30 protein-coding genes and 1 tRNA gene are annotated in these 24,663 nt (G+C 71.3%); 18 read left to right on the plus strand and 13 right to left on the minus strand.

Features of this window, described 5'->3' with window-relative positions; all coding sequences use genetic code 11:
* The first annotated feature begins 38 nt into the window (after positions 1 to 38).
* The 3 genes from AB0F15_RS06005 (at position 39) to AB0F15_RS06015 (ending at position 3,407) form a co-directional block, all read left to right on the plus strand.
* Positions 39 to 839, plus strand: coding sequence for a DeoR/GlpR family DNA-binding transcription regulator (locus AB0F15_RS06005; protein ID WP_360265885.1), 801 nt, complete (start codon positions 39 to 41; stop codon positions 837 to 839).
* On the plus strand, positions 836 to 1,918 hold the full coding sequence (gene galT, locus AB0F15_RS06010; protein WP_360265888.1) for a galactose-1-phosphate uridylyltransferase: 1,083 nt from the start codon (positions 836 to 838) through the stop codon (positions 1,916 to 1,918). Before AB0F15_RS06005 ends, galT begins: the two co-directional genes overlap by 4 nt.
* A gap of 73 nt (positions 1,919 to 1,991) precedes the next feature.
* Positions 1,992 to 3,407 carry a trypsin-like peptidase domain-containing protein gene (locus AB0F15_RS06015; protein ID WP_360265891.1) on the plus strand — a complete coding sequence of 472 codons (1,416 nt, stop codon included), beginning with the start codon at positions 1,992 to 1,994 and terminating at the stop codon, positions 3,405 to 3,407.
* A 138-nt stretch (positions 3,408 to 3,545) separates the two neighbouring features.
* On the opposite strand, the gene AB0F15_RS06020 is transcribed toward AB0F15_RS06015, so the two are convergent.
* From AB0F15_RS06020 to AB0F15_RS06040, 5 genes are read right to left on the minus strand one after another with little or no spacing between them, the layout of a single operon-like run.
* Positions 3,546 to 4,112 (minus strand): hypothetical protein, encoded by a 567-nt coding sequence (locus tag AB0F15_RS06020; RefSeq protein WP_360265894.1) that lies wholly within the window; start codon positions 4,110 to 4,112, stop codon positions 3,546 to 3,548.
* Entirely contained in the window at positions 4,109 to 5,224 is a 1,116-nt protein-coding gene (locus AB0F15_RS06025; protein ID WP_360265897.1) for a molybdopterin-dependent oxidoreductase, read from the minus strand. The genes AB0F15_RS06020 and AB0F15_RS06025 overlap by 4 nt, the downstream gene beginning before the upstream one ends.
* A complete protein-coding gene (locus tag AB0F15_RS06030; protein ID WP_360265900.1) occupies positions 5,221 to 5,853 on the minus strand; it encodes a class I SAM-dependent methyltransferase in 633 nt (210 codons plus the stop codon). Before AB0F15_RS06030 ends, AB0F15_RS06025 begins: the two co-directional genes overlap by 4 nt.
* On the minus strand, positions 5,853 to 6,533 hold the full coding sequence (locus AB0F15_RS06035; protein ID WP_360265903.1) for a DUF2064 domain-containing protein: 681 nt from the start codon (positions 6,531 to 6,533) through the stop codon (positions 5,853 to 5,855). Before AB0F15_RS06035 ends, AB0F15_RS06030 begins: the two co-directional genes overlap by 1 nt.
* A complete protein-coding gene (locus tag AB0F15_RS06040) occupies positions 6,530 to 7,174 on the minus strand; it encodes a glycosyltransferase family 2 protein (protein ID WP_360266376.1) in 645 nt (214 codons plus the stop codon). The genes AB0F15_RS06035 and AB0F15_RS06040 overlap by 4 nt, the downstream gene beginning before the upstream one ends.
* Before the next feature lie 159 nt (positions 7,175 to 7,333).
* Between AB0F15_RS06040 and AB0F15_RS06045 the strand changes: the two genes are divergently transcribed.
* Genes AB0F15_RS06045 through AB0F15_RS06055 form a run of 3 tightly spaced genes read left to right on the plus strand, consistent with a single transcriptional unit; the run spans position 7,334 to position 10,486 of the window.
* Entirely contained in the window at positions 7,334 to 8,728 is a 1,395-nt protein-coding gene (locus AB0F15_RS06045) for a hypothetical protein (RefSeq protein ID WP_360265906.1), read from the plus strand.
* A gap of 10 nt (positions 8,729 to 8,738) precedes the next feature.
* Positions 8,739 to 9,440 carry a response regulator transcription factor gene (locus AB0F15_RS06050; protein WP_360265909.1) on the plus strand — a complete coding sequence of 234 codons (702 nt, stop codon included), beginning with the start codon at positions 8,739 to 8,741 and terminating at the stop codon, positions 9,438 to 9,440.
* The gene (locus tag AB0F15_RS06055) at positions 9,437 to 10,486 is read left to right on the plus strand and encodes a HAMP domain-containing sensor histidine kinase (RefSeq protein ID WP_360265912.1); all 1,050 of its coding nucleotides are present in this window, start codon (positions 9,437 to 9,439) and stop codon (positions 10,484 to 10,486) included. The genes AB0F15_RS06050 and AB0F15_RS06055 overlap by 4 nt, the downstream gene beginning before the upstream one ends.
* 1 nt (position 10,487) lies before the next feature.
* On the opposite strand, the gene AB0F15_RS06060 is transcribed toward AB0F15_RS06055, so the two are convergent.
* The 3 genes from AB0F15_RS06060 to AB0F15_RS06070 are packed head-to-tail and all read right to left on the minus strand — an operon-like array spanning position 10,488 to position 12,044.
* Positions 10,488 to 10,748: a Txe/YoeB family addiction module toxin gene (locus AB0F15_RS06060; RefSeq protein WP_360265914.1), complete on the minus strand. Its 261-nt coding sequence runs from the start codon at positions 10,746 to 10,748 to the stop codon at positions 10,488 to 10,490.
* Positions 10,745 to 10,915 carry a type II toxin-antitoxin system Phd/YefM family antitoxin gene (locus tag AB0F15_RS06065; protein WP_360265917.1) on the minus strand — a complete coding sequence of 57 codons (171 nt, stop codon included), beginning with the start codon at positions 10,913 to 10,915 and terminating at the stop codon, positions 10,745 to 10,747. Before AB0F15_RS06065 ends, AB0F15_RS06060 begins: the two co-directional genes overlap by 4 nt.
* 55 nt (positions 10,916 to 10,970) lie before the next feature.
* Positions 10,971 to 12,044 carry an NAD-dependent epimerase/dehydratase family protein gene (locus AB0F15_RS06070; RefSeq protein ID WP_360265920.1) on the minus strand — a complete coding sequence of 358 codons (1,074 nt, stop codon included), beginning with the start codon at positions 12,042 to 12,044 and terminating at the stop codon, positions 10,971 to 10,973.
* A 123-nt stretch (positions 12,045 to 12,167) separates the two neighbouring features.
* On the opposite strand from AB0F15_RS06070, the gene AB0F15_RS06075 reads away from it, so the two are divergent.
* Both AB0F15_RS06075 and AB0F15_RS06080 read left to right on the plus strand, forming a co-directional pair.
* Positions 12,168 to 12,668, plus strand: a complete 501-nt coding sequence (locus AB0F15_RS06075; protein ID WP_360265923.1) for a molybdenum cofactor biosynthesis protein B — start codon at positions 12,168 to 12,170, stop codon at positions 12,666 to 12,668.
* A gap of 93 nt (positions 12,669 to 12,761) precedes the next feature.
* Positions 12,762 to 12,932 (plus strand): hypothetical protein, encoded by a 171-nt coding sequence (locus AB0F15_RS06080; RefSeq protein ID WP_360265926.1) that lies wholly within the window; start codon positions 12,762 to 12,764, stop codon positions 12,930 to 12,932.
* Between the two features lie 5 nt (positions 12,933 to 12,937).
* Here AB0F15_RS06080 and mscL read toward each other — a convergent pair whose 3' ends face one another.
* From mscL to AB0F15_RS06100, 4 genes are all read right to left on the minus strand, one after another.
* Positions 12,938 to 13,351 (minus strand): large-conductance mechanosensitive channel protein MscL, encoded by a 414-nt coding sequence (gene mscL, locus AB0F15_RS06085; protein WP_360265929.1) that lies wholly within the window; start codon positions 13,349 to 13,351, stop codon positions 12,938 to 12,940.
* 56 nt (positions 13,352 to 13,407) lie between these two features.
* Positions 13,408 to 14,052 (minus strand): SAF domain-containing protein, encoded by a 645-nt coding sequence (locus AB0F15_RS06090; RefSeq protein WP_360265932.1) that lies wholly within the window; start codon positions 14,050 to 14,052, stop codon positions 13,408 to 13,410.
* Positions 14,053 to 14,183: 131 nt separating this feature from the next.
* Positions 14,184 to 14,483, minus strand: coding sequence for an FmdB family zinc ribbon protein (locus AB0F15_RS06095; RefSeq protein ID WP_360265935.1), 300 nt, complete (start codon positions 14,481 to 14,483; stop codon positions 14,184 to 14,186).
* An 86-nt stretch (positions 14,484 to 14,569) separates the two neighbouring features.
* The gene (locus tag AB0F15_RS06100; protein ID WP_360265937.1) at positions 14,570 to 15,160 is read right to left on the minus strand and encodes a 5-formyltetrahydrofolate cyclo-ligase; all 591 of its coding nucleotides are present in this window, start codon (positions 15,158 to 15,160) and stop codon (positions 14,570 to 14,572) included.
* A 24-nt stretch (positions 15,161 to 15,184) separates the two neighbouring features.
* On the opposite strand from AB0F15_RS06100, the gene AB0F15_RS06105 reads away from it, so the two are divergent.
* The 10 genes from AB0F15_RS06105 (at position 15,185) to AB0F15_RS06150 (ending at position 23,625) form a co-directional block, all read left to right on the plus strand.
* Entirely contained in the window at positions 15,185 to 16,090 is a 906-nt protein-coding gene (locus AB0F15_RS06105) for a UTP--glucose-1-phosphate uridylyltransferase (RefSeq protein WP_360265940.1), read from the plus strand.
* A complete protein-coding gene (glp, locus tag AB0F15_RS06110) occupies positions 16,087 to 17,364 on the plus strand; it encodes a gephyrin-like molybdotransferase Glp (protein WP_360265943.1) in 1,278 nt (425 codons plus the stop codon). Before AB0F15_RS06105 ends, glp begins: the two co-directional genes overlap by 4 nt.
* A complete protein-coding gene (locus AB0F15_RS06115; RefSeq protein WP_360266379.1) occupies positions 17,361 to 18,032 on the plus strand; it encodes a GNAT family protein in 672 nt (223 codons plus the stop codon). The genes glp and AB0F15_RS06115 overlap by 4 nt, the downstream gene beginning before the upstream one ends.
* Positions 18,033 to 18,195: 163 nt before the next feature.
* A complete protein-coding gene (gene glpR / locus AB0F15_RS06120; protein WP_360265946.1) occupies positions 18,196 to 19,062 on the plus strand; it encodes a gephyrin-like molybdotransferase receptor GlpR in 867 nt (288 codons plus the stop codon).
* A 54-nt stretch (positions 19,063 to 19,116) separates the two neighbouring features.
* Positions 19,117 to 19,189: transfer RNA gene (locus AB0F15_RS06125), tRNA-Ala, on the plus strand.
* Between the two features lie 137 nt (positions 19,190 to 19,326).
* The gene (locus tag AB0F15_RS06130; protein WP_360265949.1) at positions 19,327 to 19,569 is read left to right on the plus strand and encodes a cold shock domain-containing protein; all 243 of its coding nucleotides are present in this window, start codon (positions 19,327 to 19,329) and stop codon (positions 19,567 to 19,569) included.
* Positions 19,570 to 19,934: 365 nt separating this feature from the next.
* The gene (vanH, locus tag AB0F15_RS06135) at positions 19,935 to 20,900 is read left to right on the plus strand and encodes a D-lactate dehydrogenase VanH (protein ID WP_360265951.1); all 966 of its coding nucleotides are present in this window, start codon (positions 19,935 to 19,937) and stop codon (positions 20,898 to 20,900) included.
* Complete coding sequence (vanA, locus tag AB0F15_RS06140; RefSeq protein WP_360265954.1) at positions 20,893 to 21,930, plus strand: D-alanine--(R)-lactate ligase; 1,038 nt, start codon at positions 20,893 to 20,895, stop codon at positions 21,928 to 21,930. The genes vanH and vanA overlap by 8 nt, the downstream gene beginning before the upstream one ends.
* Complete coding sequence (gene vanX / locus AB0F15_RS06145) at positions 21,927 to 22,535, plus strand: D-Ala-D-Ala dipeptidase VanX (RefSeq protein ID WP_360265956.1); 609 nt, start codon at positions 21,927 to 21,929, stop codon at positions 22,533 to 22,535. Before vanA ends, vanX begins: the two co-directional genes overlap by 4 nt.
* A 4-nt stretch (positions 22,536 to 22,539) precedes the next feature.
* On the plus strand, positions 22,540 to 23,625 hold the full coding sequence (locus AB0F15_RS06150) for a UDP-N-acetylglucosamine--N-acetylmuramyl-(pentapeptide) pyrophosphoryl-undecaprenol N-acetylglucosamine transferase (RefSeq protein ID WP_360265959.1): 1,086 nt from the start codon (positions 22,540 to 22,542) through the stop codon (positions 23,623 to 23,625).
* On the opposite strand, the gene AB0F15_RS06155 is transcribed toward AB0F15_RS06150, so the two are convergent.
* Positions 23,588 to 24,658: a HAMP domain-containing sensor histidine kinase gene (locus AB0F15_RS06155; protein WP_360265962.1), complete on the minus strand. Its 1,071-nt coding sequence runs from the start codon at positions 24,656 to 24,658 to the stop codon at positions 23,588 to 23,590. The genes AB0F15_RS06150 and AB0F15_RS06155 overlap by 38 nt on opposite strands.
* Between the last annotated feature and the right edge of the window lie 5 nt (positions 24,659 to 24,663).

Below are 24,663 nucleotides of genomic sequence, written 5' to 3' on the forward strand. Positions count from 1 at the left end.
TTTGTGTGGTTGAGGTGTCCTGAGGACGGAGTTGAGCGGTGCTGGCGCGTCAGCGACAGGCGGTGATCCTGGAAGAGGCCCGCCGGACCGGTGCGGTCCGGGTCAGTGACCTCGTGTCCAGGCTGGGCGTCTCCGACATGACGGTGCGCCGGGACCTCGACGTCCTCGCTGGGCGGGGGCTCGTCGAAAAGGTGTACGGCGGCGCCACTTCCATTGTCGGCAAGAGCACCGACGAACCCGGCTTCGAGGCCAAGTCCGTGCGCCAGCGCGCGCAGAAGGAAGCCATCGCCGGACTTGCGGCGACGCTGGTGCGGCCCGGCACCGCGATCGGCATCTCCGCCGGCACCACCACGTGGACGCTCGCCCGTGCGCTGGACGCCATCCCGGGACTCACCATCGTGACCAACTCGATCCAGGTGGCGGACGTGCTCCGCGGGTCGACGTCGCCGGACCGCACGGTCGTGCTCACCGGCGGGGTGCGGACGCCGTCGGACGCGCTGGTCGGACCGGTCGCCGTGCACAGCCTGCGGTCGCTGCACCTCGACGTCGTCTTCCTCGGGGTGCACGGGATGGCCGACGGGCCGGGGTTCACGACGCCGAACCTCACCGAAAGCGAGACCGACCGCGCGCTGGTCGAGGCCGGGCGCAAGCTCGTCGTGCTCGCCGACCACACGAAGTGGGGCACCGTCGGGATCTCGACGATCGCCGACCTCGCCGAGGCTGACGTCGTCGTCACCGATGACGGGATTTCCGGCGAGGCCAAGGAAATACTTGCCGAAAGGGCAGGGGAACTCATGATCGCCGAAACGGCGGAGACGGTCGAGGCCGAACAAGCGTGAAGCGAACCGTACGACACCTGGCCGACGGCCGGGAGATCATCTACTTCGACCAGCCCGGCGCGCCCGACCGCGTCGCCGAGGACACCCGCGACCTGCCGCCGGTTTCGGCCGCGTCGGAGATCCGGCTGGACCCGCTGACCGGGGAGTGGGTCGCGATGGCCGCACACCGGCAGACGCGGACCTACAAGCCGCCCGCGGATCTTTGCCCGTTGTGCCCGAGCAAGCCCGGCAAACCGAGCGAGATCCCCGAAAGCGACTACGACGTCGTCGTCTTCGAGAACCGGTTCCCGTCCTTCGCCGAGGACGTCATCGGTGAACCGTCCACTGTGGATGGACTCGGGCTGGTGCCGGTGCGGCCCGGCCGCGGCCGCTGCGAGGTCGTCTGCTTCACCAGCAACCACGACGGTTCCTTCGCCCAGTTGAGCGCCGAGCAGGTGCGGGCGGTGGTGGACGCGTGGGCCGACCGCACGACCGGGCTGTCCGCGGTGCCCGGTGTGGAGCAGGTCTTCCCGTTCGAGAACCGCGGCGAGGAAATCGGCGTCACGCTTTCGCACCCGCACGGGCAGATCTACGGCTACCCGTTCGTCACCCCGAAGACCGAGCGGATGCTCGAAGTCGCCCGCGCCTACCAGGCCGAACACGGCCGCCCGGTGCTCGGCGACGTGCTCGCGGCCGAACGCAAGTCCGGTGCCCGCGTGGTGACCTCGGGCGAGCACTGGACGGCGTACGTGCCGCCGGCGGCCCGCTGGCCGGTCCAGGTCCAGATCGTGCCGCACCGGCAGGTCCCGGACATCCCCGCGCTGACCGACGCCGAGCGCGACGACTTCGCCGCCGTCTACCTCGACGTGCTGCGCCGCTGCGACGCGCTGTACGACCGGCCGCTGCCGTACATCGCGGCGTGGCACCAGGCGCCGGTGCGCCGCGATCGCGAACTCGGCTGGCTCCACCTCGAACTGTTCTCCGTGCTGCGCGCGAAGGACAAGCTGAAGTACCTGGCGGGGTCCGAATCGGGCATGGCGGTGTGGATCAACGACGCGACGCCGGAGCAAATCGCGGAACGGCTCCGCGCGGCGGGCTGAACCCGGCCATACTCATCTGCGATGCACAGGTTCGGCTCAGGAACCTCTCAGGACCATCCCGCAAGGTGAGGACATGACCGAGAACGACCCCACTTCGCACGACCCCGCGGCTCCGCGGCACCCCGAGACCGGCCAGCAGGCGGCTCAGGGCGGTTGGGCGGGGAATCCGTACGGTGAGCAGGCCCAGCCCGAGTCCGGCGGTGCGCCGCAGTACTCCGAGCCGTCCTACCACGCGGTGACCGGGGCCGATCCGGCGTACGGCGCGCAGACGGCGAACCCCTGGTCCGCCCCGGGTGCGCAGATGCCGTCCGGCCAGACCCAGCAGAGCGTCTACCCGCCGCCCAACCCGTACGGGCAGCACGGCCCGGCCGGCTACGGCCCACCCGCGCCGGAGCCCAAGCGGTCCGGCGGGAAGCTGCTCGCCGGGGTCGCGCTGGTCGCGCTCCTGGTCGGCGGCGTCGCGGGCGGAACGGTCGGGTACCTCACCGGCGGGTCGTCCAGCCCGACCGGCAACGCGCTCGACGCGCCGAAGCCGGCCCAGCAGACCGGCAACGCGCCCGCCGGCTCGGTCGAGGCCGTCGCGAAGAAGCTGTCGCCGAGCGTCGTCGAGCTGCAGGTGAGCGGCCAGCAGGGAGCGGGCGAGGGCTCCGGGTTCGTCATCAGCACCGACGGCTACATCCTGACCAACAACCACGTCGTCGAGGTCGCCGCGAACGGCGGGCAGATCCAGGCCGTGTTCCAGGACGGCAAGAAGGCTGCCGCCAAGGTCGTCGGCCGCGACCCGACGACCGACATCGCGGTCGTCAAGGTCACCGGCGTCGGCAACCTGACGCCGGTGGAGATCGGCCGGTCCGACGACCTGCGGGTCGGCCAGTCGGTGGTGGCCATCGGTTCGCCGTTCGAGCTGGCCGGCACGGTCACCTCGGGCATCGTCAGCTCGCTGCACCGGCCGGTGCGCGCCGGCGGCAGCAGCGGCGACCAGACCACGGTGATGGACGCGGTCCAGACCGACGCGGCGATCAACCCCGGCAACTCGGGTGGTCCGCTGGCGAACATGGCCGGCCAGGTCATCGGCATCAACTCGGCGATCTACAGCCCGCAGTCGGCAAGCGGTGGCCAGGGCCAGGGTGCGTCCGAAGGCGGCAACGTCGGCATCGGCTTCGCCATCCCGATCGACCAGGCCCGCCGCACGGCGGACACGATCATCAAAACCGGCCAGGCGATCCAGACCTACATCGGCGCCCAGGTGAAGGACGCCCCGCAGGGCGGCGCCGAACTCGGCGCCATCACCGCCGGCAGCCCGGCGGAGAAGGCCGGCCTCAAGGCGGGCGACGTCGTCACCAAGATCGACGACCGCCCGATCGACTCGGCCGACACCCTGGTCGCGGCGATCCGCACCCGGGCCCCGGACGAGAAGGCGACCTTCACGCTCGCCGACAGCCGCACGGTCGAGGTAACGCTCGGCGGGCAGCCCGTCCCGGCCAACTGATCCGTTCCAGACGCTCGGCCGCCTCGGTGCGGCCGAGACCAGCTTCGGCTCGACCCCCCGGTTTCGGGGCCGGACCCACAAGGCCACGCGCGACCAGGCACTCGATGCCGGTCGCGCGTGGCCGCATTTGTGCCCGGGTCAGGTGCGGGGGCGGTCGGCCGGTGTGGCTGGAGGGGCGGCCGGGGTGTCGGGAGGAGTGACCGGTGTGCCCGGAGGGGCGGCCGGGGTGTCGGGAAGGGCAGCACTCGTGGCTGGAGGGGCGGCACGGGTGACGGGCGGGGTAGCACTCGTGGTTCGGGGGACGAAGCGGTGGCGGAGGGCGGTCAGGGCCACGGCCAGCCAGACCGTCGCTACCGTGAGGGCGAGGCCAAGGGCCGGGTTGCCGTCGTGGAGGCCCGGCATCGGTGGGGTGCCGTACGGGCGCCAGAGCAGCGGGAACGCCAGGATCGCCAGGACCCCGGTGAGGACCGTCCCGGCCACGACGGGGGCCTTCCACGGGGGTGGCAGGAGACGGGCCAGTACGACGCCGAGCACCGCCGTCAGCGGGGCGATGACGGCGTCGTTGAGGATCGGGCCGCCGATGATCCAGCCCACCGTCCCGAAGACGTCCGGACGCAGCGGCAGCGCGTACTCGGCGAACAGCACCACCCCCCATGCCAGCGCCGCGAGGCCCGGCAAGGCGAAGAGCACACGGGCGATCTTCACAGTGCCTCCAGCTTGGTGACCCACTTCGTCTGCAGCACCCCGGGCCGGTTCGGGGCGATGATCCGGCACGGGAAGCCGTGGTCGGGAGCGAGGACCTCGCCGTTCAGTTCCAGGGCCAGCAGCGTCAGCTCGTCGGCCGTGTGCTCGCCGGGGAGCACGCTGACGCCGTAGAGCCCGCCACGCTCCGCGGAGGACACCCGGACCGCCGTGCCCGGCGACGCGCCGACGGCTTTCAGCAGCGTGGGCAGGGAGATCCCGCGCCAGGTGGCCGATTGGCTCCAGCCCTCCACGCAGGCGATGGGGAGCTCCGCTGTCGTTTGCGGCAGTGCGCGCAGCTCGTCGAGCGAGAACTTCGTCGTCCCGCGCGGGGTCACCACCGAGAGGCGCCAGGACGGGGACCACGTCACGTTCGCGGCCGCCGCCGTGCGGTTCACCGGCAGGTCCTGCGTGCCCTTGCCCGTCTTCCAGGCGAGCCCGGACACCCCGCGCAGGAACGGAACCGTCGCGCCGGCGGTGGCGACGACCGCGACCCCCGTCGCCAGCCCGGTGGTGAGGAGGAATCCCCGCCGGGACAGCCCCTCGGCCGGCGGTTCCTCGACGGTGGTCCGGCTCAGCGCGCGGCGGATGATCGGCAGCTTCACCGCGACGTGCACCAGGATCGACCCGATCGCCAGCCACGCGACCGCGTAGTGCACCTGCGGGAAGTAGAAGCCCCACGGGTAGTTCTGCGCGACGTTCAGCAACCCGGTCGTCAGCTCGAAGAACGCTGCGCCGGACAGCACCAGGATCGACAGCCGCTCGAGAGCGTGCGGCAGCGAGCGGACGAGCGGCCGGCCGAACAGCTTCGGGTAGACGCTCCACAGTTTCGCCAGCAGCAACGGGATCGACGCCACGCCCGAGATCACGTGCAGTCCCTGCGTGACGCGGTAGAGCCCGGCCGGGCGGCTGGGCCACCAGAACCACTCGGGCGGGTGCTGGATCAGGTGGCTGATCAACCCCGTCACGAAGCACGTCGTGAACGTGATCGCGAGCGCCAGGCCGATCTTCGACGTCACGCGCTCGTGGTGCGCCGGGGCCCGGAACTGTTCTTCTGCCGGGATCGGGAGTTTCACGATCGCTCCAATCGTGCGAACCAGCGGTGCCCGCGCCGGGTGGTCCAGTCGACGCGCAACCCGGCGCGCGCGGCGACTTCGGCGATCGCGTCGACCCCGACCCAGGCCCAGGTGAACCAGGCGACGTCGGCGTGGCCCGGCCGAAGCCGGACGCGCTCGTGCCGCAGGCCCCGGCCGGGTGACTCCAGTTCGACGAGGATGTCGCCGTCGGCGGCGATCAGCTGCGCCGTGCGCCGCAGCAGCCCGGCCGGGTCGCCGCCGATGCCGATGTTGCCGTCGGCGAGCAGGGCGTGCCGCCACCGGCCTTCGCCGGGCAGGCGGTCGAAGATGTTGCGCTGCAACGCGCTCCCGCCGCGACGCCGGGTCAGCCCGACGGCCGTGCGCGAGCTGTCGACACCCAGCGCGACGACCCCGCGCCCGGCCAGTGCCGCGGTGAGCCTGCCCGGGCCGCACCCGAGGTCGACGGTCGGACCGGAACAGGCGTCGAGCAGGACGTCGTCGCCCTCGGACGGCTCGGTCCAGCGTTCCACCGGCAGTTCGATCCGCTCGCCGTTCGCCAGTTCGAGCCAGCACCGGTGGCCCAGCAGCCCGCGGTCGAACTCGTGACCGGTGACCACCGGGGCCGTCATCACGCGACCACCCGTCCGCCGACCGCCGCGACGGCGCGGGCGAACCGGCCATCGGGACACGCCGCCGCCACCGAACGTGCGTCCGCCATGGTGTCCACATCGGACAGCCGGCCGGCCGGCCGTGGCCGTAGCCCGCACGCGGTGAGCGCGCGCAGGGTGCGCTCGCCGGTGTCGTCGCGGGACATCGGGACGCCCGCGAGGACCTGCGCGTGCCGCGGCTCGGCGAGCCCCAGCGCCCACCAGCCGCCGTCCACGGCCGGTCCGAGCACCGCGTCGTGGCCGTGCCGGACCGGGGCGGCCGCCGCGGCGAGCAACTCCGGCGTGACCTGCGGGGTGTCCATGCCGATCTGGAGGATCGGCAGGCCGGCGTGCACCTCGGCCGCGTCCGCGTGGGCGTTCGCCAGCCGGGCACCGAAGTCGTAGCCACGCTGCGGGATCGTGGTGACGTGGCGCAGCGCCATGCTGATTTCGACGGGCCGGGCGGCGGCGCCGAGGTCGCCGGTCATGGCGACGACGGGCTCGGCGCCGGGCACCGCGCAGACGGCGTCGAGCGTGTCGAGCAGCGCGGCCGCGGCGATCTCCGCCGCTTCGGCCGGCGTCGCGGGCGGGCAGAGGCGGGTCTTGGCCAGCCCCGGGACGGGCGCCTTGGCCACGACCAGCAGGATGAACGGACGCGTCATCGGGCCAGCACCCGCCCGAAGTCGCGGACCGCGCGCAGCGTGCCCCGCACCGACCCGGACACCTTCGACTTCGTGCCCTTGGCACGCTCGCCGTAGCGGACGTCGAACTCGTGCACCCGCCACCCGGCACGCTGGGCCTTGATCAGCAGCTCCAGGGGGTAGCCGAACGCCCGGTCGGCCACGCCGAGGCGGAGCAGCGCCCGCCGGTCCGCGGCGCGCAGGGGCGCGATGTCCCGCACCGGCAGCCCGCGGCTGCGCAACAGCAGCGCCAGCACGACGTTGCCGGCTCGAGCGTGCCACGGCCACACTCCGGGACCGGTCGGCACCCGGCGGCCGACGGCCAGGTCCGCGCCGCGCTCGACCGCCGTCACCAGCTGCGGCAGGTCGGCGAGGTCCAGGGACCCGTCAGCGTCGGCGAAGCACACGATGTCCGCGGTGGCGGCTTCCAGCCCCGCGTGCACGGCCGCGCCGTAGCCGCGGCGCGGTTCGTGGAGGACCTTCGCGCCGAGCGAGGCCGCCACTTCGGGCGATCCGTCGGTCGAACCGTTGTCGACCACGATCGCGCGGTAGCCCGGAGGCAGGCAGGCCAGCACGCCGGGGAGAGCCCCCGCTTCGTCGAGGCAAGGGAGGACGACGTCCACTTCCAAGTCAGTCACGGAGCTGACCGTAAGGCCGTCCGAAACGTCACAGAACCCTTGCGGGGCTTACCGAATCATGACATCGGGCGAGTTCTTACCGCGTCGTTACGGCTGCCGTTCCGGGCGCGCGGATCACTCTCCCCGGCCCTAGGGTGGGCAGCGATGAGCGAGCCGAACCAGGCAGCCCGGCTCGCCGAGCCGCCTGCCCGCGAACCCGAAGCCCCGGTCTCCGGCCGCCGCGCCGACCTGCTTGCCGTCGCGGCAGCCGTGGTGCTCGTCGCCGCGGCCACGGCTGTCGGCCTGTACTACAACCGGCCGGACTCCGGCGTGGTCATCTTCGTGTCCGCGCCGCCGTTGTTCGCCGACTGGCTGCCGCACGTCGGCCCCGGCTCGGTGTTCGCCGTGCTCGTCGCCGTCGCGGTGGTGCTCCACGGCCCGGTACTGGCCGCCCGCCTGCCGTTGCGTCGCGCGCTCGCCGCAGGCTACTTCGCCTCACTCGCCTGGATCTTTTCGCTGGCGATGGTCGACGGCTGGTCCCGCGGGTTCGCCGGGCACCTCACCATTCCCCAGGAGTACCTCCACGAGGTACCGGGGATCACCGACATCCCGCGGATGCTGCGGGAGTTCTCCTCGCGCATCCTCGACTTCCAACCGCACTCGTGGACGACGCACGTGTCCGGCCACCCGCCGGGCGCAACGCTCGTCTTCGTCTGGCTGGACCGGATCGGTCTGCACGGCGGCGCGTGGGCGGCCACAGCCGTCGTCCTCGTCGGCAGCCTCGTCGCGGTGGCCGTGCCGGCCACGGTCGCCCTGCTCGGCCGGCCCGAGGCGGCCCGCGCGGTGCTGCCGTTCGCCGTCCTCACTCCCGGCGCGGTGTGGATCGGCGTGTCCGCGGACGGCCTGTTCGCCGGCGTGACCGCCACTGGACTGGCTTTGCTCGCGTTGTCCGCGAAGGGGTTCGCCGGCGGTGGCCGGTACGCCGTGCCGGCCGGGCTGGGCGCCGGAGTGCTGCTCGGCTTCGGGATCTTCCTGTCGTACGGCCTGGTGTTGCTCGGGCTGCTCGCGGTGGCCGTCGCCGTCCTCGGCCGGCAGTGGCGGGCGGCGGCACTGGCGATCGTCGCGGCGCTGGCCGTCGTCGGCACCTTCGCCTGGGCGGGTTTCTGGTGGCTCGACGGCTACCACCTGGTCGTCGAGCGCTACTACCAGGGCGTGGCGCTGGTCCGGCCCTACTCGTACTGGGGGTGGGCGGATCTGGCGGCGGTGGCCGTCGCCCTCGGCCCCGCGGTGGTGGCCGCCGTCCGGCGAGGTCTCGCCTCCTCGCGCCGGCCCCGGCTCACCGAGCCGGTGCTCCTGCTGGGCCTCGCCGCCCTGGTCGCCATCCTCTTCGCCGACGTCTCGGGCCTGTCGAAAGCCGAGACCGAACGGATCTGGCTACCGTTCGGGGTGTGGTTGCTGCCGATGACGGCGTTGCTGCCGCGGCCCGGACGCCGGTGGTGGCTGGCCGCGCAGGCGACGACGGCGCTGGTGGTCAACCACCTGCTGCTGACGGGCTGGTGAGGGAGACGTGATGAACGATCAGGCCGGACGTGTCCTCGTGGTCGACGACGACGAGACGGTCCGCGACGTCGTCCGCCGCTACCTGGAGGTGGCCGGGTTCACCGTCGACATGGCCGGCGACGGCGCCGAAGGGTTGGCGAAGTTCGCCGCCCACGAGCCCGACCTGGTCGTCCTCGACGTCATGATGCCGGGGATCAACGGACTCGAGGTGTGCAAGCGGCTGCGCCAGGTCAGCCAGGTGCCGATCGTCATGCTCACCGCCCTCGGCGAAGAGGAGAACCGCATCGCCGGGCTCCAGCTCGGCGCCGACGATTACGTGACGAAACCGTTCAGCCCCAAGGAACTCGCCCTCCGCGTGGTTTCGGTCCTGCGCCGCGCGCGGATGCCCCGCCCCGAGCCGGCGGCCGCCGAACTCGTGGACGGTGACCTGCGCCTGCAGATGAAAGCGCGCACCGCGACCCGCGGCGGCCGTGAACTGCCGCTGACCACCCGGGAGTTCGACCTGCTGGCGTTCTTCCTCGCCCACCCCGGCGTCGCCTATTCGCGGGCGGACCTGCTCGAGAAGGTGTGGAGCTGGGACTTCGGCGACCAATCCACGGTGACCGTCCACGTGCGACGGCTGCGCGAGAAGATCGAGCGCGACCCGGCCAAGCCGACCCGGGTGGCGACCGTGTGGGGCGTCGGCTACCGCTACGACCGGGAGCAGCCGTGATCGGCTCGGGCGAACCCTTGCCGGAGATGCTGACGCACCTTTGGCACATCCTGCCGTTCGCGCTGCTGTTTTCGTTGCCGGTCGCGGCACTGGGCGGCGTGGCGTTGTACGTCCTGCGCCGCGGCTCCCTGGCCACCACCCTCACGGTGCTGGTGCTGATCCCGGTGCTCGCCACGCTGGTCGGCGTCCTGGGCATCAGCGGGTTCATGTTCACCCCGGCGCTGACCACGATGCTGCTGGTCTGCCTGCTCGTCGCGCTGGTCACCGTGCCCGCGGCGATCATCCTCGGCCGGGCCATCGCGCGCCGCAGCGTGTGGGAACGCGAGGCACGCGAGCGGGAACGCGCGGCCGAGGCGTCCCGGCGCGAGCTGGTCGCGTGGATCAGCCACGACCTGCGCAGCCCACTGGCCGGCATCCAGGCGATGGCCGAAGCGCTGGCCGACGGCGTGGTGGCCGAACGCCACGAGGTCGCCGACTACGCCCAGCGGATCAGCGGCGAGACCAGGCGGCTGTCCGCGATGGTCGGCGACCTGTTCGAGCTTTCGCGGATCACCGCGGGCGCTCTGGAGCTCACGATGTCCGCGGTGCCGCTGCGGGACGTCGTGAGTGACGCCGTCGCGGCCCAGGCGCCGGTCGCCCAGCGGAAACGCGTTCAGGTGCTCGCCAACGCGTCGACCTGGCCGGTGGTGACCGGCAGCGACCCGGAACTGGCCCGGATCGTGCGGAACCTGGTGTCCAACGCGATCCGGCACACCCCGCCCGACGGGACGGTGGCGGTGCAGATCGGCGTCGACGGTGACGAGGCCCTGCTCGCCGTCGACGACTCCTGCGGCGGCATCCCGGACGACGAAATCAGCCGGGTCTTCGACGTCGCCTTCCGCGGGACGCAGGCCCGGACGCCCGAGCGCGGCGGGACGACCAGCGGTGGGGGCCTCGGCCTGGCCATCGCCAAGGGGCTGGTCGAGGCACACCGTGGGCGGATCGGCGTCCACAACCACGGGCCGGGGTGCCGGTTCGAGGTACGCCTGCCGCTGGCGGTGTCCTGAGCTACTTTCCGTAGTGGTAGCGACAGGCCGCTATCCGGATCTCGTCGCCGGCGAGCTTGTAGACGAGCCGGTGTTCGTCAGTGATTCGACGCGACCAGTAACCCTGGAAGCCGTGCTTCAACGGTTCTGGCTTGCCGAGACCTTCATTGCCGTTACGCCGGACATTCTTGAGCAGTTCGTTGATGCGCTTGAGAACCTTTCGGTCTTCGGTCTGCCACCAGAGGTAGTCGTCCCGCGCGTACTCGTCCCAGATCAGCTTCATTCAACGAGTTCTTGCTGTGTTCCGCCGCCCGACTCCAGTCGCTCGATGGCGGTGATCAGCCGTCGAGCGTTCTCCGGGCTGCGGAGCAGATAGGCGGTTTCCTTCAGCGACTGGTAGTCGTCGAGGGAAACGATCACGACCGGCTCGTGCCCGGCACGCGTGGTCAACGACCTCTTCGCGGTCGTTGACCACGGAGTCGAGCGTCTCGGCGTACGCGTCTTCTCACTGATCTGTACGGGTGGCGACGGGGGCACGCAGCTCCGCTGTGGCGAAGTCCGCGATGCCCTTCTCGAAGCCGATTTCCGCGGTGAACCCGAGCAGCTCGCGGGCGCGGGCCGGATCGGCGACGACGTGCCGGACGTCGGCCGGGCGGGCGCCCCCGATCACCTCCGGTGCCGGGCCTGCGCAGGCCCGGGCCAGTTCCTCGGCCAGCTCGCCCACCGTGTGCGGGGTGCCGGAGCAGATGTTCAGGGGGGTGATCTCGGCCGCCGGGCCTTCCGTGTGCAGCGCCAGGACGTTGGCCCTCGCCACGTCGTGGACGTGGACGAAATCGCGCTGCTGGCGGCCGTCCTCCAGGACCCGCGGGGCCTCGCCGCGCACCAGAGCCGAGCGGAAGAGCGACGCGACCCCGGCGTACGGCGTGTTCTGGGGCATGCGCGGGCCGTAGACGTTGTGGTAGCGCATCGCCCACACGCTGCCGCCCGTCTGCCGGGCCCAGGCCCCGGCCAGGTGTTCCTGCGCCAGCTTCGTCGCCGCGTACGTGCTGCGGGGGTTCAGCGGCGCGTCTTCGGGCACGAGTTGCCAGGCCAGCTCCGCGTCGCAGGCCGGGCACCGCGGCTCGAACCGGCCGGCGTCCACATCGGACGAGCGCCGCGGCGACGGCGCCACCACGCCGTGGTCCGGGCACGCGTACCGGCCTTCGCCGTAGACGACCATCGACGACGCCAGTACCAGCTTGCGGACGCCGGCCGCGTGCATCCCGGCCAGCAGCACCGCCGTGCCATAGTTGTTGTGCAGGGCGTACGACGGCGCGTCCGACGGGTCGATCCCGTGCCCGACCACCGCCGCCTGGTGGCAGACCGCGTCGACGCTGTCCAGCAGCTCCGCCACCATCTCGGTGTCGGTGACGTCGCCGCGCAGGAACCGGTGCCTGCCGGTGTACGGCGGCGGCGTCCGGGAGCCGTGGGCCGTGGGCAGGAGGTTGTCCAGCACCACGACCTCGGCGCCGCCGTCGGCGAGGAGGTCGGCGATGTGTGACCCGATGAACCCGGCTCCGCCGGTGACCAGTACGCGCACACCGGCCACGCTAGGGGCGTTCGCCCGGCACCGCGGCAGCCCGCGACGTCACGTCACCGAATCGTCAGAACTCACCCGGCACCTCCCGGCGCCGGGCCGCCGGAACCGGCTACGGTGGGCGCCATGGAACGGAGTGCACAACGGCTGGGCCGGGCCCTCGTGGTCATCGTGGACGATCGCGTGGCGCACGGCGAGCACGAGGACACCACTGGCGCACTGGTCACGGAGCTGCTCGAAGAAGCGGGCTTCATCGTCGACGGTGTCGTGGTCGTCGAGGCCGAGACCGCGGGTATCCGCAACGCGCTCAACACCGCCGTGATCGGCGGCGCCGACCTGGTGATCACCGTCGGCGGCACCGGGGTGCTGCCGCGCGACCGCACCCCGGACGCCACCGCCGGTGTGCTCGACCGCCCGATCCCGGGCATCAGCGAGGCCATCCGCGCGTCCGGCCTGGCCGCCGGCGCGGTCGACGCCGGGATCTCCCGGGGACTGGCCGGGGTCTCGGGCAGCACGCTCGTCGTCAACCTCGCCGGCTCGCGCTCCGCGGTCCGCGACGGGATGGCGACGCTGACCTCCCTCGTGCCGCACGTGATCGACGAGCTTTCGGGCCTCGAAGAGGTCTGATCCGGCGTTGCGGATCGCGGGGGTGGCGGAGACTTCGCCACCCCCGGCTTCGCTCTGGAGTTGTCAAAGAACGCGTCGTGGCACACTGGGGGGATGCCGGGCGAACAGCGGAAACCCCCCACCAGCGAGCAGCGCCGCCGGGTCGATGAGATCTTCGGGGACGTCCTGCCCGAGACGACCTCCGATGAGCGCGATCCCGATCGGCGCACCGGCCTCCCGGACGACTGGTACCGGGAGAACCGGCCACCGCACCACGACCGCTGACCGCGTCAGTCGCGGCCGTTGCCGCCCTGCGACTGGGCCCGTAGCAGGTCGCGGATCTCGATCAGCAGTTCCACGTCCGTCGGCTCCGACGGCCCCGGCTCCTGGCCGCGCTTGCGCCGCTCCTGCAGCTTCTTGACCGGCATCACGATCACGAAGTAGACGACCGCCGCGACCAGCACGAAGTTGATCGCCGCGTTGATCACGCCGCCGAAGTCCAGGAACGTGCCCTTGTTGTTGGCGAAGATCTGGTACCCCAGGCCGTTCGCGGCGTCCGTGCCGCCGATGGCGTTGATCAGCGGCTTGATGAGGCCGTTGGTGAACGCCGTGACGATGGTCGTGAACGCCGAGCCGATGACCACCGCGACGGCGAGGTCGACGACGTTGCCGCGCATCAGGAAGTCTTTGAAGCCTTTGAACACTGGTACTCCTCACGAACCGGGACGGGGACGCCTCAGCCCGTCTCGGCGGGCGCGGGCTAGCGGAGAGTAACCGTTACCGGACGCTCCAGTGAAATCGCCGCCAGCCTCGTCGCGATCGCTTCCGGGAGCCGGAGCAGCACCAGCGGTCCCTTGTCGGTCCGGCCGATCGCGGGTGGAGCCGGGTCCTGATGTCCGGCTGTCACGACCGTCGCGCCGCCGGCCAGCACGGACGCGGGCGCTCCCGGCTCCGATGCCGCGACGACGTCCACGCGCTGCCCCGGCCGCAGCAGCTCGGCAACGGCGGCGTCGGCCAGCCTGATCGGCACCGTCGCCGTACCGGGCTCACCCGGGGCGGCGGCCGTGGCCAGCCGGACGTCGGTCAGCGGTTCGCCGGCACGGACGGCGCCCGCCAGCAGACGCCCGTCCACGGCGTCGAGAGAGGTCAGCGCGCCCTCGGGCCGTGCTTCGTCGGGGAGTTCGGCCAGCTGGACGTCGGCGGCGCGCAGGCTCGCGCCGGAAGGAAGGTCGTGCGCCGCCACGACGGCCGGAGCCGTCGGCGCGCCCCGCGCGGAGCCGGGGTGGACGAGCAGCAGGGCACCGGTCAGCACCAGAGCGGCAGCGAGCCAGCGGCGGAGCAGCCGCGCCCGCCGGCTCTGCAGCCGGGTGAGATCGGGTGGGTGGAGCTTCGACAGGATGTCCACAGGGCCCCCTCGGCCGGATCGAGTGCGGCGGTGTGCCGCACGAGATCGACGTTAGGGAAGCCGGACGGGCCGCCGGAAGGGCCACGTCCGGCATCTGTGGACAACCGGGGTGTTGTGGATAACTCGCCGGGTCAGGACGCCGCGGCGGCCGTTTTCGTCGTACCCGTCGAGGACGATGTCGAGCTCGTGTCCGGCTTCGACTCCGTCTTGGTCTCGGTCTTCGCCGGCGTCGCCGTGGTGGCCGCCTTGCTCGCGTCGCGCGAGTCCGTGCGGTAGAAACCGCTGCCCTTGAAGACGACTCCGACCGAGCTGAAGACCTTGCGCAGCACCCCGGAGCACTGCGGGCAGACGGTCAGGCTGGGGTCCGAGAACGACTGCACGGCTTCGAACCGGTGGTCGCATTCTTTGCAGGCGTACTGGTACGTAGGCACTGACGGCTCCTTTGCTGGCACTCATCCGACCAGAGTGCCAACCCAATTGTGCTTGAAAGCATTCCCCGAAAGCAATTCCTCGTTGCTCACATCGCCAGCTCGACCACGCCCCGACCCGGCGTCAAGGCCCCGGTCATGCGCACGTCGTGCGCCTCACCGGGCAGTCGTTCGACCAGCTCTTCGTCGCGGACGACGGCCAGCAGCGGGACGCCGGCCGCGGCGAAGACCAGCGAGCGATCGTAGTGGCCGGCGCCGCGCCCGAGGCGGATGCCCCGGCGGTCCACGGCCAGCGCGGGCACCAGGACCAGCTCCGCCGCCCCCACGGCGTCGGTACCCAGCCGTTTCCCGCCCGGCTCGCGGATGCCGCGGAACCGGCTGGGCACGAGATCGGCCTCGCCCGTGTACTCGGCCCAGTCGAGCGGACCCGGCTCCGGCCGGATGACGGGTAGCAGGACGCGCGCACCACCGGCTGCCAGCGCGTCGACGAGGGTCGTCGTGCCCGGCTCGGTGCCGAACGGCAGGTACGCGCACACCGTGCCCGCTGTGACCTTCGACACCGCACTGACCAGCGCCGAAGCCTCCCGGGCGTGCGATTCGGCTGCCTGCTCCGCTCGTGCGCGCGTCACCCGGTCACGCCACTCCGCCTTGCTCAGGTGCTCATTGCCCAGCGCGTGCATGACCTCACGTTAGGCTCTGCGCCCATGACGGGCGCCGCAACCACCCAGACGTTCAGAACCGCCATCGTGCCTGCCGCCGGCCTCGGGACACGGTTCCTCCCGGCGACGAAGGCCGTGCCCAAGGAACTCCTGCCGGTGGTCGACACCCCGGGGATCGAGCTGGTCGCGGCCGAGGCCGCCGCCGCCGGTGCGCAACGCCTGGTCATCGTGACTTCGCCGGGCAAGGAAGCTGTCGTCAAGTATTTCGAGGCCCAGCCGGAGCTGGAGGAGAACCTCGAGGCCAAGGGCAAGACCGAGCTGCTCGCCAAAGTCCGCCGCGGTCCCGCGCTGCTCGCGGTGGAGACCGCCATCCAGGAGCAGGCGCTCGGTCTCGGCCACGCCGTCGCGCAGGCCGAGTCAAACCTGACACCCGACGACGAGGCCGTCGCCGTGCTGCTCCCGGACGACCTGGTGCTGCCCACCGGCGTGCTCGAGCGGATGAGCGCGGTCCGTGCCCAGTACGGCGGCAGCGTGCTCTGCGCGTTCGACATCCCGAAGGCCGAGATCTCCCCGTACGGCGTTTTCGACGTCACCGACACCGACGACGAAGACGTCAAGCGCGTGCACGGGATGGTCGAGAAGCCGAAGCCGGAAGACGCGCCGTCGACCTACGCCGCGGCCGGGCGGTACCTGCTCGACCGGGCGATCTTCGACGCGCTCAAGCGGATCACCCCGGGCAGCGGTGGGGAGCTGCAGCTGACCGACGCGGTCGCGCTGCTGATCACCGAAGGACACCCCGTGCACGTCGTCGTTCACCGCGGCGGACGCCACGACCTGGGGAATCCGGGTGGTTTCCTGCGCGCCGCGGTCGATTTCGCGCTTGAAACGCCCGAGTACGGTCCATCTTTACGGGCGTGGCTGACGGAACGGATCGGGACAGAGCGCCCATGACGGAATCCCTCGACGCGGCGCGGCCCGAGGTGGCCGGGGACGAGGCCGAGCTGCGCTCGGTCGACGCGCAGATCTCGATGACCTTGGACGCTGCCGTCCGGCCTCAGCCGGTGCGCGTGGCGATCTCCGAGGCCCAGGGGCTGCTCTGCGCCGAGGAGGTGGTCGCCGAGCACGCGCTGCCCGGGTTCGACCAGGCCGCGATCGACGGGTACGCGGTGCGCAGCGTCGACGTCCGCGCCGCCGGGCAGGAGCCGGTGCAGCTGCCGGTCGTCGGCGAGATCGCGGCGGGCTCGCGCCAGCCGCGGCGGCTCCAGCCCGGTCAAGCCGTCCGGGTCGACACCGGCGCGCCGCTGCCGACGCTGGCCGACGCGGTCGTGCCGCTCGCCTACACCGACGGGCACCAGGCCAAGGTCACGGTGCACCGCTCGGTGCCGTCGGCGGGGTACGTGCGGCGCGCGGGCGAGGACGTCCAGATCGGAGACGTCGCGGTGCGCCGCGGCGACACGATCGGCTCGGCGCAGGTGGGCCTGCTGGCCGCGGTCGGCCGGGCGAAGGTCCTCGTCTACCCGCGACCGCGGGTGTCGATCGTGTCCGTTGGCGACGAGCTGGTCGACGTCGACCGGACGCCGTCGGTGGGACAGGTCTACGACGTCAACTCCTACGCGCTGTCCGCGGCCGCCCGGGACGCGGGTGCCGAGGTCAGCCGGGTCGGCATCGTGCCGAGTGAGCCGAAGCGGCTGCGGGAGGTCGTCGAGGGCCGGCTGCTGATGTCGGAGATCGTCGTGGTCGCGGGGGGCGCCGGGGGAGCCACCGGGGACGAGGTCCACGCCGCGCTGTCCGACCTCGGCCGGATCGACATGACGCGGGTCGCGATGCACCCCGGCTCGGTGCAGGGGTTCGGCAGGCTCGGCCCCGACTCGGTGCCGACGTTCCTCATCCCGGGCAACCCGATGAGCGCGCTGGTGGTGTTCGAGGTGCTGGTGCGGCCGCTGATCCGGGCGGCGCGCGGGACCCGCAACCCGCACCGGCGGATCGTCGGCGCGCGGCTGCTGTCGCCGATCACCTCGACCGAGGGCAGGCGCGGCTTCCTCCGCGGCCAGCTGCTACGCGACGAGGCCAACGGCGAGTACCTGGTCCAGCCGCTCGGCCAGTCCGGGGCGCACCTGCTCGCGTCGCTGGCCGAAGCGAACTGCCTGATCAACGTGCCGGAGGAACTGACCGAGGTGCCCGCGGGCGACCAGGTCCAGGTCACCTTCCTGGCGCAACGGGCCTGAGGAACTCCGTGTCGGGCGTGTCCTATCCGGTCGAAAGCCGGCACCCGGGCTGGCCGGCCCGGCTCGGTCCGCTGCGAGTGCCCGCGGGTGAGGTCGCGATCCGGCCGGTCCGGCTGCGCGACGCCGGCGAGTGGAGCCGGATCCGGCTCCGGGACCGCGCGCACCTCGAAATGTGGGAACCCACCGGTGTCGGACCGTGGCCCGAACGCAACGCCTTCTGGTCGTGGCCATCGCAGTGGGCGGCGTTGCGTTCGCTCGCTCGCCGTGGTCAGTGCCTGCCGTTCACCATCACCCTGGACGGTCATCTCGCGGGGCAGATCACTGTGGGTAACGTCATCCGGGCGTCGCTGCGGTCGGCCTGGATCGGCTACTGGGTGTCGTCCGAGGTGGTCCGCGGCGGGGTGGCGACGGCCGCCGTCGCGCTCGTCACCGACCACGCCTTCGGCCCGGCCGGGCTGCACCGGCTGGAGGCCACCGTGCGCCCGGAAAACACCGCCAGCCTGCGAGTTCTCACCAAGGCCGGCTACCGGCAAGAGGGACTGTTCCAGCGCTACCTCGACGTCGCGGGCGCTTGGCGGGACCACTACTGCTACGCCGTCACGCGTGAGGAAACCGGGGCCGGGCTGGTGTCGCGGCTCGTCGCGGCGGGCCGCGCCGAGTACGCCTGAACGTGATTACCCACCCGGGTCAGTAGCTGCGTTACCACATGCTGTGAGTTTCACCTAATCCGGTGAGCCTTTTCCGTGATCGAACCCGGCGAGTCTCCGCCCGATCTGTTACTCCTGTGACTAACGTGATTCGTGGTGGAAGGATCGGGGGAGGTGACGGGAGATGCCCAGCTCCGTGATCATCGTCGCGCTCGCCGCGGCATGGCTCGTCGTACTCGTGCCCATGGTCGCGCGACGGCGGCAGCAGGTCGCGAGAACGACCGACTCGGCGCTCGCGGCCAGGGTCGTGCGCAGTGGACGCAACGAAGACCGGGAGGAATTCGCCATGTCCGACGACACAGGGAAGTCCCGGCCCTCGGTGGAGGACGACCTCGCTGAGCTGGAGGCCGAACTCGACGAGGACCTCGACGAGGACCTCGACGAGCCGGACTCCGAGCCGGAGCCGCTCCCGCAGCCGGAACGCGGCTCGCGGGCCGAACGCGGCTCGCGGGCGGAACGCGACCGAGCGGGCTACCGGCCCGGCCGGGGCGGGTTCGACCCCGAAGCCGCCGAGATGGCGGCTCGCGCGAAGTACGGCTTCCGGCAGCGCATCGTCCTCATCCTGCTCGTGATCGCGGTCGGCACCGCGGCCGTCGCCGGATTCCTCTTCCCGCTGGCCTGGTGGGGCCACGGCGCGATCGATGTCGTGCTCGTCGGGTACCTCGTGTACCTGCGCCGCCAGGTGCGCATCGAGGAGGAGATCCGGCAGCGCCGGCTCGCCCGCTTCAACAGCACCCGCGCGCCCCGCCGCCAGTCTTCTCCCGCGCCGTCGGAGTCGGCTTCCGTGCCGGCTTCGGTGTCGATCGACGAGGACCGCGAGGACGTCGAGGTCGTCGAGCCGGTCCACCGCGAGGTGGTCGAGCGGCGCCCGTCCCCGACATCCCGCGTCCGCCGCAGTGCGGTCGTCGTCGACCTCGACGACGAAGACCCGGCGTTCGAAGAGCTCGACGAGCCCGGGACCGGCCCTTATCGGCGCGCGGTCGGGGAGTGACCCCCCTGCGCGTTGTGCTCGTAGGGCGCTGCTAAGCTCTACGAGCACAACCAAGGGGCTGTAGCGCAGTTGGTAGCGCGTCTCGTTCGCATCGAGAAGGTCAGGGGTTCGATTCCCCTCAGCTCCACAGCATGTCAAAGGCCGTCCACAGTAGAGTGGGCGGCCTTTTTCGTCGCCGTGATAGCAGCGGCAGACCTCGGTCCGGTACGGGCCACGCGCCCAAACTCGGTTGCCCCACCCGTGGGTGCCCGCCATCCTGGCTGGATGGCGCACGGCACCGTGAAGTTCTTCAAAGCCGACAAGGGCTGGGGGGCGATTGCCTCGCCCGAGCTGCCGGAGGGCTTGGACGCGTGGGTTCACTTCAGCGTGATCGACATGGACGGCTTCAAAGCCCTGGAAGCCGGTGACGAGGTCGAGTTCACCTACGAAGAGGTTCGGCAGGACAGCTTCCGCTTCCGTGCCACACGCGTTCGCAAAATCGGACACTCGGTTCAAGATCCAAGGTGACGAGTGCCTTTGGCGGGGCCGATGAGCACGCCGGAATACTTGCCGCCGAGGGCCGAGGACATAGTCTGTGAAGTGCCGCAGGCTCGGCTGGCGGGGGATAGCCGGCCGGCGGCGTGACGAAGCCGGGTGCCCTGCCGACGACGAGCTGCTGTCCGCGTTGTGGCTTGGGGAATCCACTGCGCGTCCGCCCGCCATGGCGTTGGGGAACGAGCAGTGGGCGGGGGCTTCACGGCGGTCTTGGCCGAGTCGTAGTTGCCGTGGAAGGGGTTGCCGAAGACGCAGACTATTACTGACCGGTAACTTATCCTCGGCGTATCGAAAAGCGCATACGTGCCGGCAACGCCGTGCGGCCTTGACTGGGCGGCATGGCGGTGGGGATGACGATCTACGGGTGCGAGCCCGACGAGGCTGTGCTGTTCCGGGATCTGGCGCCTCGCTTCGGCGTGACGCCGATCATCACGGACGCGGCCGTCTCCGAGGCCAACGCCGAACTGGCAGCAGGAAATCGGTGCGTCAGCGTCGGCCACAAGACTCCGGTGCCGAATTCCGCGCTTTTCGCGCTCAGTCGCGTCGGCGTGGCGTATGTCTCCACGCGGAGCGTCGGATACGACCACATCGACATCGAATACGCGCGGGCTACCGGTATTTCCGTCGGGAACGTCGCCTATTCGCCGGACAGCGTGGCCGACTACACGCTGATGCTGATGTTGATGGTGGTACGAGACGCCAAATCCGTCCTCCGCCGGGCTGATGAGCACGACTACCGGCTGAACGAGGTGCGGGGGAAGGAACTGCGCGACCTCACCGTCGGCGTGCTCGGAACGGGACGCATCGGCGCCGCCGTCATCGAGAGGCTGCGCGGCTTCGGCTCCCGCGTGGTGGCTTACGACAGCCGTCCCCGCCTCGATGTCGACTACGTTTCGCTTGACGAACTGCTGCGGCTGAGCGACATCGTCACGCTCCACACGCCACTCGACGCCGACACCCACCATCTCCTGGACCGTCGTCGCATCGAGCGGATGAAGCCCGGAGCGTTCGTCGTCAACACCGGACGCGGCCCCCTGCTCGACACCGATGCGCTCGTCTCGGCGCTGGAAAGCGGTGCGTTGGGCGGGGCCGCGTTGGACGTCCTCGAAGGGGAGGAGGGCGTGTTCTACGCCGATTGCCGGGACAAACCCCTCGAAAACGACCTGTTGCCGCGGCTGCAGAAGCTTCCGAACGTGCTCATCAGCCCGCACACCGCCTACTACACGGACCACGCGCTGAGCGACACCGTCGAAAACTCCATCGTCAACTGCCTGAAATTCGAAAACGGGGAGCGTCATGAATAGGGTCAAGGTCGGAATCGTCTTCGGGGGTTGTTCCGAAGAGCACCCCGTCTCCGTGAAGTCCGCGCAAGAGGTCGCGGCGCACCTCGATGCCGGGAAGTACGAACCGTTCTGGCTCGGGATCACGAAGGACGGCGCCTGGAAGCTCTGTGACGGCCCCGGCGCGGGCTGGGAAGACGATGGCCGTCCGGCCGTGCTGTCGCCGGACAGAGGACTCCCCGGCTTGCTGGTCCTGGACGACGGGAAGTACGAAACGATCGGCCTGGACGTGGTGCTGCCCGTGCTGCACGGCAGGTTCGGCGAAGACGGGGCGCTGCAGGGCTTGCTGGAGCTCTCCGGGATCCCCTACGCGGGCTGCGACATCCCCGGTTCCGCTCTGTGCATGGACAAGTCGCTCGCCTACGTCGTTGCCGGAAGCGCGGGCATCGCCACGCCGGGCTTCCGGACCGTGCTGGTGAACGAGGCCGTCGACCCGGACTCGGTCACCTATCCCGTCTTCGTGAAGCCGGCCCGTTCGGGTTCGTCCTTCGGCGTCAGCAAGGTGTCCGGCCGGGACGAACTGGCGGGTGCGGTCGAAGCCGCGGCGCGGTACGACTCGAAGGTGCTGATCGAAGCGGCCGTCGACGGCCGCGAGGTCGGGTGCGCGATCCTCGGCAACGAGCTGGAGCTGTTCGCCGGCGAGGTGGACCGGATCGCGCTGTCGCACGGCTTCTTCCGGATCCACCAGGAGGACGCCCCCGAAAGCGGTTCCGAGAACTCGACGCCCATCGTCCCCGCCGACCTTTCCGCGGACACCCGCGTGCGCGTCCAGGAGACGGCGAAGGCCATCTACCGCGCTCTGGGGTGCCGGGGACTGGCCAGGGTGGACATGTTCCTCAAGGAGGACGGCACCGTGGTCCTCAACGAGGTCAACACCTTGCCCGGCCTGACCTCCTACAGCCGCTACCCCAGGATGATGGCCGCCGCGGGGGTGCCGCTCACCGAGCTGATCGACCGGGTCGTGTCACTGGCCCTGACCGGAAGCGCCCGATGAACGACGACTTCGCCTTCGTGGACGAGCTGGTGCCGGGGATCCGCTGGGACGCCAAGTACGCCACCTGGGACAACTTCACCGGCAAACCGGTGGACGGCTACCTCGTCAATCGGATCGCCGGCACCAGGACCTTGTGCGCCGCCCTGGCGGAAGTGCAGGAGAAAGCCGCGTCCCGCGGCTTCGGCTTGCTCCTGTGGGACGGCTACCGCCCCCAGCGCGCCGTCGACTGCTTCCTGCGCTGGGTGGACCAGCCGGAGGACGGCCGGACGAAGCTCTGGCACCACCCGAACATGGACCGGGCCGCAATGTTCGCCCGGGGCTACGTGGCGGCCAGGTCCGGCCACAGCCGGGGCAGCACCGTCGACCTGACCCTGTACCACCTGGACACCGGTGAGCTGGCCGCCATGGGAGGTGGCCACGATCTGATGGATCCGATCTCGCACCACGGTGCACGGGGGATTTCGCGAACCGAAACCGAGAACCGCCGGTCTCTCCGGTCCGTCATGGAGGACTGCGGGTTCGAGGCGTACGAACGCGAGTGGTGGCACTACAGCCTGAAGAACGAGCCGTACCCGGACAGCTACTTTGACTTCCCCGTCGCGTAGCCGCGTGGTCGTCGCCGGTGGTCATTCGGCCGGGCACATCGAGCCCGCGATGAACTTCGCCGACGCGGTGCGCCGGCTGGATCCCACCGCCGAAATCACCGCGCTCGGCACCGTCCACGGCCTGGACACCGCGCTCATCCCGGCCCGCGGCTACCCGCTCGAACTCATCCCGCCGGTGCCGCTGCCCCGCAAGCCGGACGGGGCCCTGCTGCGGACGCCGGGGAAGCTCCGCGAGTCGGTGCTGGCGGCCGGGGCCGTGCTCGACCGCGTCCGGGCCGAGATCGTGGTCGGCTTCGGCGGCTACGTGGCCGCGTCCGCCTACCTCGCCGCCCGCAAGCGGGGCCTGCCGATCGTCGTCCACGAGGCCAATGCCCGGCCGGGAGTGGCCAACCGGGTGGCGGCCCGGATGACCACCCACGTGTTCACCGCCGGACCCGGTGTGCGGCTGGCGCACGCCACTGCCATCGGGATCCCGCTGCGGCCGTCGATCACCGGGCTCGACCGGTCCGGGCTGCGCGACGCCGCCCGGCAGCGGTTCGGGCTCCGCTCCGGCGGACCGGTCCTGCTGGTCACCGGTGGTTCCCAGGGCGCCCGGACGATCAACGTCGCCGTGTCCGGTGCCGCCGCCGCGTTGCGGGCGAACGGCGTGCAGGTGCTGCACATCACCGGGCCGCGGCACGTCGTCGCCGTGCCGGACGGCGATCCGCCCTACGTCGTCACGCCGTACGTCCACGAGATGCGGTACGCCTACGCCGCGGCCGACTTCGTGATCTGCCGGTCCGGGGCGATGACGTGCGCCGAACTGGCCGCCGTCGGGCTGCCTGCCGCGTACGTTCCGCTGCCGCTGCGGGGCGGTGAGCAGCGGCTGAACGCCGAACCCGTCGTCGCGGCCGGTGGGGCGCTGCTCGTCGGCGACGCCGACCTCGGCCCGGCCTGGATCGAGACCGCGCTGGTTCCGGTGCTCACCGATCCGGGGCGGCTGGCGGCGATGTCGGCCCGTGCGGCGGCGGCCGGTGCCCCGGATGCCGGCGTCGTCCTGGCCGGGCACGTGCTCACCGTGATCGAGGGGCGGCGGCCAGCCGGACCGTGACGCGGAGGCCGCCGGCCGGGCGGGGCGTGAGGGTGAGGGTGCCGTCGTGGGCGTGGGTGATGCTCTTGACGATGGCCAGGCCCAGACCGACACCCTCGTGGCCGGTGCGGATGCGCTCGGTGCCGCGCTGAAAGGGTTCGGCGAGCGTGGCGACCAGGGCCTCAGCGAGGTGTTCGCCGGTGTTCTCGACGGTGAGCACCACCGTTCCGGCGTGACCGCCGGTCGTGACCCACACCGCGCCCCGCTCCGGCAGGTTGTGGAGGATCGCGTTGTGCACGAGGTTCGTCGTCAGCTGCAGCAGGAGCGCGGCCGAGCCGGTGGTGGGAGCGGCCTCGCCGGACGTCTCGACGGTGACACCCTGTCTTTCGGCGAGGGGCAGGAGCGTTTCGGCGGCTTCTTCCGCGATCAGGGACAAGTCGACCTGGTCCCGGCTGAAGGACCGTTGTTCGGCGCGGCTGAGCAGCAGCAGGGCTTCGGTGAGTTCGATCGCCCGGGCGTTGACGACGCGGAGGCGTTCGTCGAGCTCGCCGGTCGCGCGCTCCGGATCGCTGCGGGCGACGTCGAGGAGGGTCTGCGTGATCGCCAGCGGGGTGCGCAGTTCGTGGGAGGCGTTGGCGGCGAACCGCCGTTGTTCGCCGACGTGCGCCTCCAGCCGCGCGAGCATGGTGTCGAAGGCGTCGGCGAGTTCGCGGAATTCGTCGGTGCGGCCCGGCAGCCGGATGCGGTGCGAGAGCGACCCGTTGGCGGCGATGCGCGTGGCGTCGGTGATGTGCGTCAGCGGGGCGAGCATCCGGCCGGCCAGGAGCCAGCCGCCCAGTAGCCCGAAGGCGGCCAGGAAGACCAGCACGACGGCGATGAACGGAGCGAAGCCGCGGACGAGGACCGATCGGCTGATCATGAAGTTGCCCTCGGTGCGGATCCAGCCGTCGGGCAGGAAGTACAGGTAGAACACCAGCACGGCCGCCAGCAGCAAGGTTCCCGCCAGCACGACGAAGCCGGCGTAGCTGAGGGTGAGTTTCAGGCGGGCGCTCAACCCGG

The sequence above is a fragment of the Amycolatopsis sp. NPDC026612 genome (assembly GCF_040638285.1).
Lineage (GTDB): Bacteria > Actinomycetota > Actinomycetes > Mycobacteriales > Pseudonocardiaceae > Amycolatopsis.

What these genes read in the sequence shown, in the direction of transcription:
- AB0F15_RS06015 (WP_360265891.1), top strand. Translation starts at nt 1,992, where the DNA reads ATGACCGAGAACGACCCCACTTCGCACGACCCCGCGGCTCCGCGGCAC.
- glp (WP_360265943.1), top strand. Translation starts at nt 16,087, where the DNA reads ATGACGGAATCCCTCGACGCGGCGCGGCCCGAGGTGGCCGGGGACGAG.
- AB0F15_RS06075 (WP_360265923.1), top strand. Translation starts at nt 12,168, where the DNA reads ATGGAACGGAGTGCACAACGGCTGGGCCGGGCCCTCGTGGTCATCGTG.
- AB0F15_RS06050 (WP_360265909.1), top strand. Translation starts at nt 8,739, where the DNA reads ATGAACGATCAGGCCGGACGTGTCCTCGTGGTCGACGACGACGAGACG.
- vanX (WP_360265956.1), top strand. Translation starts at nt 21,927, where the DNA reads ATGAACGACGACTTCGCCTTCGTGGACGAGCTGGTGCCGGGGATCCGC.
- glpR (WP_360265946.1), top strand. Translation starts at nt 18,196, where the DNA reads ATGCCCAGCTCCGTGATCATCGTCGCGCTCGCCGCGGCATGGCTCGTC.
- AB0F15_RS06035 (WP_360265903.1), bottom strand. Translation starts at nt 6,533, where the DNA reads ATGACGCGTCCGTTCATCCTGCTGGTCGTGGCCAAGGCGCCCGTCCCG.
- AB0F15_RS06100 (WP_360265937.1), bottom strand. Translation starts at nt 15,160, where the DNA reads ATGCACGCGCTGGGCAATGAGCACCTGAGCAAGGCGGAGTGGCGTGAC.
- AB0F15_RS06045 (WP_360265906.1), top strand. Translation starts at nt 7,334, where the DNA reads ATGAGCGAGCCGAACCAGGCAGCCCGGCTCGCCGAGCCGCCTGCCCGC.
- AB0F15_RS06105 (WP_360265940.1), top strand. Translation starts at nt 15,185, where the DNA reads ATGACGGGCGCCGCAACCACCCAGACGTTCAGAACCGCCATCGTGCCT.
- AB0F15_RS06030 (WP_360265900.1), bottom strand. Translation starts at nt 5,853, where the DNA reads ATGACGGCCCCGGTGGTCACCGGTCACGAGTTCGACCGCGGGCTGCTG.
- AB0F15_RS06080 (WP_360265926.1), top strand. Translation starts at nt 12,762, where the DNA reads ATGCCGGGCGAACAGCGGAAACCCCCCACCAGCGAGCAGCGCCGCCGG.
- AB0F15_RS06130 (WP_360265949.1), top strand. Translation starts at nt 19,327, where the DNA reads ATGGCGCACGGCACCGTGAAGTTCTTCAAAGCCGACAAGGGCTGGGGG.
- vanH (WP_360265951.1), top strand. Translation starts at nt 19,935, where the DNA reads ATGGCGGTGGGGATGACGATCTACGGGTGCGAGCCCGACGAGGCTGTG.
- vanA (WP_360265954.1), top strand. Translation starts at nt 20,893, where the DNA reads ATGAATAGGGTCAAGGTCGGAATCGTCTTCGGGGGTTGTTCCGAAGAG.
- AB0F15_RS06060 (WP_360265914.1), bottom strand. Translation starts at nt 10,748, where the DNA reads ATGAAGCTGATCTGGGACGAGTACGCGCGGGACGACTACCTCTGGTGG.